The following is a 5714-nucleotide window of genomic DNA, read 5'->3' on the forward strand; positions in this document are numbered from 1 at the left end:
ACGAAGCCGTGTCGTTGCTGTCGTCGCCGTGGTCGTGCGCACCGGCGTCGGCAGGGGTGTCGAGGTCCGCCATCGCGGGTGGACGCTACTGGCCCGGCCGGGCGCCGTGGGCTCGCCGGTGCCGTGTTTCGCATCTCGTGCGGGAGACCAATAGCGTGCACGCGTGTCCGCAGCAGCACCATCGGAGCCGTCCGGTCCGGTCGGCACCGACGACGACAGCGTCACACCGGTCGTCGAGCTCCACGATGTCGTCGCCACGCTGGGCCAGTTTCCGGCGCTTTCCGGGACCACGATGCGGGTCGAACGCGGTGAGATCGTGCTGCTCCGCGGCCCGAACGGCGCGGGGAAGACCACGTTGCTCCGACTGTGCGCCGGGTTGCTTCCGGTGGTGCGCGGCACGGCCACGATCCTCGGCTTCGACCTCGCCGTGGATCGGGAACGGGTCCGCCCCCATGTCGGCCTGCTCGGACATCAGAACGGTCTCTACGCCGACTTGACCGTGGACGAGAACGTCCGCTTCTGGGGTGCCACGGTCGGTGCGAGTCGCGCCGAGGTGGACGCCGCGATGGAGCGGATGGGGGTGTCCGATCGGCTCGCGTCGGTCCCGGTCCGTCGCCTGTCGGCCGGCCAGAAGCGTCGCACCGCGCTCGCTGCGCTCGTCGCTCGCCGGTCGCGGCTGTGGTTGCTCGACGAGCCCCACGCGGGGCTCGATCAGAGCGCGCGTGATGATCTGGACGAGATCGTGGTGCAGGCGGCTCGCGCCGGCGCAACCGTGATCATCGCCAGCCACGAACTCGATCGCGCCGAGTCGCTGGCGACCCGCGTGGTCGACCTCGTGGCCGGACAGGCCGACTCTGGGCGAGAACGATGAATGTCTGGCGCGTCGGGTGGTTGATCGCCCGGAAGGACCTGCGGATCGAGTGGAACAGCCGTGTGATCACCAACCAGGTGGTGCCGTTCGCGATCGTGACGATGGTGATCTTCGGCTTCGCGCTCGACGCGAACACCGACGTCCTGACCCTCGTCGCTCCGGGTCTGGTGTGGCTGGCGACGATGTTCAGCCTGCTCCTGCTCGTGCAGCGGACGTTCGCGGTCGAGTCCGACGACGGAGCGCTCGATGCGATGCGCGTGGCCGGCGTCGACGCTCGGGCGATCTTCCTCGGGAAGGCGATCGGGCTCGCGGTGCAACTGCTCGTGCTCGAGGTGCTGTTGTTGTGCTCCGCTGTCGTGCTGTACGGCGAGACGATCCGACTCGACGGAGCTGTGCTCCTCGTCACGACCATGGTCACCGCGACGTGCGGTCTCGCCGCGGTCGGTACCCTGTACGGAGGCTTGGCCGCCGGTTCGAAGGGCCGCGAGACTCTGCTCCCGCTGCTCACCCTTCCGGCGGTTGCGCCCGTCCTCATCGGGGCGACGAGAGCGGTGGAATCCGCGCTCGGCACCGGCGTGGCTGAGTTGTCGGAAGGCTGGCAGTGGATCGGCCTTCTGACGGTCTTCGCCGTCGCCTTCGGTGTCGGCGGTGCCCTCGCGTTCGGCCCGTTGATCGACGAATAGCGCGTGGCGGAGTGGGTCGGACCCACCCGGTCACGAACTGGCAAAGGTAGGACACATGACAACGATCCATCCGGACACGACCGACAGCCCTTCCGATCGCGGGAGCTCGGCTCCGACGCGTTCGACCGGCACCCCGGCCACCCGTTGGATCGGTATCGCCGCCGCGATCGCGATGGGATGGCTCGTGTTGTTCGCACTGGTGCTCTCGCCCGCTGACGTGAATCAGGGTGAGTCGGTTCGCCTGCTGTACATCCACGTCCCGACGATCTGGATCGCCTACCTCTCGTTCATCGTCACGGCGATCGCCTCGGCGATGTACCTCTTCACGAAGAAGCACTCGCTCGGCTGGGATCGACTGGCCGGCGCCTCGGCGGAGTTCGGCGTGGCCTTCGTCGCGCTGACCCTGATCGTCGGCTCGATGTGGGGCCGCCTCACGTGGGGCGTGTTCTGGCAGTGGGACGCCCGCCTCACCACCACAGCGCTCCTGTTCGTTACCTACATCGGGTACTTGGCCGTTCGTCGCCTCGGCGGCTCGCATCAGCAGCGCGCGAAGCGGTCGGCCGTCGTCGGTCTGCTCTCGGTGCTCCTGCTTCCGCTCGTCCACTGGTCCGTGGTGATCTGGCGGAGCCTCCACCAGACCGCGTCGGTCCTCGACACCGACGGTGAGATCAAGATGGACGGCCTGATGTTGTTCACGCTCTTCGTCGGCGTCGTCGCGTTCTCGCTGCTGTATCTGTGGCTCGTCCTGCACCGCACGCGGGCGATGGCGATGGAGGACATGCTCGATGACCGTGGGCTCGACATCGCGCTCGCCGAGCGCCGCGCCGAGGGAGCACGACGATGATCGCAGTCATGGACGACGCCGGTTTCATCCTCGGTGGATACATCGTCACCTTCGCCGTGATCGGTGGATTCGTCTGGCGGGCGATCACGTCCGGCCGTCGGCTCGGAAAACAAATCCCCGATGACGAGAAGTACTGGACCTGATCGGCGCATCATGTCCGAGATGGATCTGACCCCACGCGGCGACGTCGACACCACCGCGCCGTCCACGTCGAAGCGTCGGCTCGCGCCGATGCTGATTCTGGTCGTCGTGCTGATCGCGGGCGGCGTGATCGTCACCCAGTTCCTGAACTCGGCCGTCGACTACTTCTGCAACGTCGATGAAGTCGGCGTCCGGGACGGCTGCGAGACCGATCAGCGGATCCGGCTGCAGGGCACCGTCGACCCGGGCACGGTCGATCAGAGCGTCACCGGGATCACCGCGTTCACGATGTCGTACGGCGGAGTCACGATCCCGGTCCGGTACGACGGCGACCCCGGCGGAATCTTCCAGGAGTGCATTCCGGTCGTCGTCCACGGAGAGATTCGCAACGGCGTGCTCGACGGCGATCGCGTCGAGGTCAAGCACTCCGACGAGTACGTCGCCGAGAACGACGACAACCTCGCGGCCGCCGATGCCCAGGCGGAGTCCGAATGCGCGCCCGTCGAGACGTGACCGACATCTCCGAGAGTCGGCGCCGTTCGAACGGTGACGGGGGACGTCGGTGATCGCCGCGTCGCTCAACTCGGCGCTCGGCCGTGCCGGCCTGCTGCTGATGCTCGCCGCGTCGGTGATCGGCGCGCTGACCATCGTGGTCGGGGTGTGGCAGGACGATCGACGGTTGGTCCGCCAGGCGCCGCGCTATGCGTGGATGGCGCTTGCCGGAGCGGTGCTGTCGGTCGTGATGATGCAGCGGGCGCTGATCACCCGCGACTTCTCGCTCGCCTACATCCAACAGGTCGGCTCCGACGCCACACCGAGGCTCTACAACATCGCCGCCATGTGGTCGGCGCTCGAGGGCTCGATTCTGCTCTGGGGGATCACGCTCGCCGCGTTCACGGCCGCAGTCGCCTGGCGCTTCCGCAAACGCAATGGCGACGAACTCGTCGGATGGGCGTTGGTGGTCATGTTCGTCGTGACCGCATTCTTCGCGATGTTGAGCTTCGGTCCCGCCGACGCGTTCGCCGCCGGAGCGGCGAACTTCAACCCGATCGACGCGACCGGCCCGAACCCGCTCCTCCAGAACCACATCCTCGTCCTGTTCCATCCGCCGATCCTCTATCTCGGCTACGTCGGATTCACCGTTCCGTTCGCGTTCGCGATCGCGGCGCTGATCACGGGCCGCCTCGGTGAAGGATGGCTCGAGGAGACCCGCCGCTGGGCGCTGTTCGCCTGGGCGTTCCTCACGATCGGGATCCTGCTCGGCGGCTGGTGGAGTTACGAGGTGCTCGGCTGGTCGGGGGTCTGGGCCTGGGACCCGGTCGAGAACGCCTCGTTGCTGCCCTGGCTGACCGGAACGGCGTACATCCACTCGGTGCTCGTGCAGGAGCGGCGCGGCATGCTGCGCGTCTGGAACCTGAGCCTGCTGATCGCCACGTTCTCGCTCACGATCCTCGGAACCTTCCTCACCCGCTCGGGAGTGATCCAGTCGGTGCACGCGTTCGGGAACGGACCGGTCGGGGCCTGGCTCCTCGGCGGATTCATCGTGACGGTCGTGGTGTCGCTCGGGCTGATCGCGTGGCGAGGTGATCGACTCCGCTCGCCGGGCACGATCGACTCCCCGCTCAGCCGCGAGGGAGCGTTCCTGGCGAACAACGTGCTGTTCACGTTGTTCGCGTTCGTCGTGCTCCTCGGCACCGTCTTCCCGTTGCTGATCGAGGCGGTTCAGGACCGGCGAACGGTGGTCGGCGCACCGTACTTCGACCGACTGTCGATGCCGATCGGCATCGTGCTGCTGTTCTTGATGGCTGTGGCCCCGGTGCTCCCGTGGCGCAAGGCGAGCCAGGAGTTGCTCGTCACCCGTCTCTTCTGGCCGGCGTGGTGCGGAGTTGCTGCACTCGCGTTCGCGGTGGTCGTCGGAGCCGACGGCTGGGCGCCGCTGGTCGCGTTCGGACTCGCCGGTTTCGCCGCCGGCTCGGCCATGCGCCAGCTGGTGCTCGCCACCCGACGTCAGGGGTGGCGCGGACTCGTCGGGCGTGCCAACGGCGGGATGGTCGTCCACATCGGCGTGATCATGATCGCCGTGGCCCTCGCGGCATCGAACAGCTTCACCCACTCCGCCACGCTCGAACTCGAACAGGGCCAGGTGACCGAATGGGGTGGGCACACGTTCGAGCTCGAGTCGGTGACGACCGAGATCAACGACGCCGAGAGCGAGCGTGCACTGAACGCGAACGTGATGCTCGACGGCGCGCAGGTCTACAGCCCGGCGCTCACGACGTACCTGAGCATCGGCCAGACGATCGGGACCCCGTCGGTGCGAACCGGGCTCGCGAACGACATCTACCTGACCCTCGAACCGGGCGCGGAGCCCGGTGATTCGACGGCGACGATCCGCGTCTTCGTCAAGCCGATGATCCTGTGGTTGTGGCTCGGTGGACTCACGATGGGAATCGGCACGCTGCTCGCCGCGTTCCCATCCGACCGGCGCCGTCGCGCGATCGACCCGGTGTCCGCACCGATCCCCGACGGGCGCCCGCTGGCGACGACCTCGACCGCTGCGACTGCGACCACCGCGCCTGTGTCGATCACGACGGATCTGGTCACATCGACCGAGGCGGGTGAGCACGATGACTGAAGTGGCCGACGCTCCCGGTGATGCATCCGACGACATCCCCGACGAGACCGACGACGACCCGGGCAGCGGATACTCGAGCCGCGGCAAGTCGAAGGTCGCGCCGTTCGCGGCGCTCGCCATCGCGGTGGTGCTTGTCGGCCTGGTCGTGCTGCTGATCGGCGCCGAGCCCGACGACGGCGCGCAGACGGCCGCGACGCCCTGGATGAACCAGCCCGCGCCCGAAGCGGTCGGAGAACTCGGCGACGGAACGCCGTTCGACCTCGCTCGGCGCAAGGGCAGCTGGGTCGTTCTCAACTTCTTCCAGTCCGACTGCGTGCCGTGCCAGCGCGAGCATCCCGAGTTGGTCGACTTCGTCGAGCAGCAGGAATCGCTCGGACCGGACGGCGCGGAGTTCTATTCCGTCGTGTTCGGCGACACCCAGGCGCGGGTCGAACGGTTCTTCGAGCAGAACGGCGGCGACTGGCCCGTGGTGTACTCCGACGGCGACGTGATCCCGGCGTCGTTCGGCGTCAACCTCGTCCCCGAGACGTGGATCATCGA

At 67.7% G+C, this 5714-nt stretch carries 7 protein-coding genes; all 7 read left to right on the top strand.

Annotated elements, in window-relative coordinates:
• Positions 1–163: 163 nt before the first annotated feature.
• A complete protein-coding gene (gene ccmA, locus WBV89_RS05955) occupies positions 164–871 on the top strand; it encodes a heme ABC exporter ATP-binding protein CcmA (RefSeq protein WP_423980419.1) in 708 nt (235 codons plus the stop codon).
• Entirely contained in the window at positions 868–1554 is a 687-nt protein-coding gene (locus tag WBV89_RS05960; RefSeq protein ID WP_423980420.1) for a heme exporter protein CcmB, read from the top strand. Before ccmA ends, WBV89_RS05960 begins: the two co-directional genes overlap by 4 nt.
• Before the next feature lie 55 nt (positions 1555–1609).
• On the top strand, positions 1610–2398 hold the full coding sequence (gene ccsA / locus WBV89_RS05965) for a cytochrome c biogenesis protein CcsA (RefSeq protein WP_423980421.1): 789 nt from the start codon (positions 1610–1612) through the stop codon (positions 2396–2398).
• The gene (locus WBV89_RS05970; RefSeq protein ID WP_423980422.1) at positions 2395–2541 is read left to right on the top strand and encodes a hypothetical protein; all 147 of its coding nucleotides are present in this window, start codon (positions 2395–2397) and stop codon (positions 2539–2541) included. The genes ccsA and WBV89_RS05970 overlap by 4 nt, the downstream gene beginning before the upstream one ends.
• Positions 2542–2560: 19 nt before the next feature.
• Positions 2561–3052 (top strand): cytochrome c maturation protein CcmE, encoded by a 492-nt coding sequence (locus WBV89_RS05975; protein ID WP_423980423.1) that lies wholly within the window; start codon positions 2561–2563, stop codon positions 3050–3052.
• Positions 3053–3101: 49 nt separating this feature from the next.
• Positions 3102–5174, top strand: a complete 2073-nt coding sequence (locus WBV89_RS05980) for a heme lyase CcmF/NrfE family subunit (protein ID WP_423980424.1) — start codon at positions 3102–3104, stop codon at positions 5172–5174.
• Positions 5167–5714, top strand: a 548-nt coding sequence (locus WBV89_RS05985; protein WP_423980425.1) for a TlpA family protein disulfide reductase, incomplete at its 3' end; no start/stop codon positions are given. The genes WBV89_RS05980 and WBV89_RS05985, both read left to right, overlap by 8 nt.

Source organism: Ilumatobacter sp., assembly GCF_049588435.1.
In the GTDB taxonomy this organism is placed as follows: domain Bacteria; phylum Actinomycetota; class Acidimicrobiia; order Acidimicrobiales; family Ilumatobacteraceae; genus Ilumatobacter_A.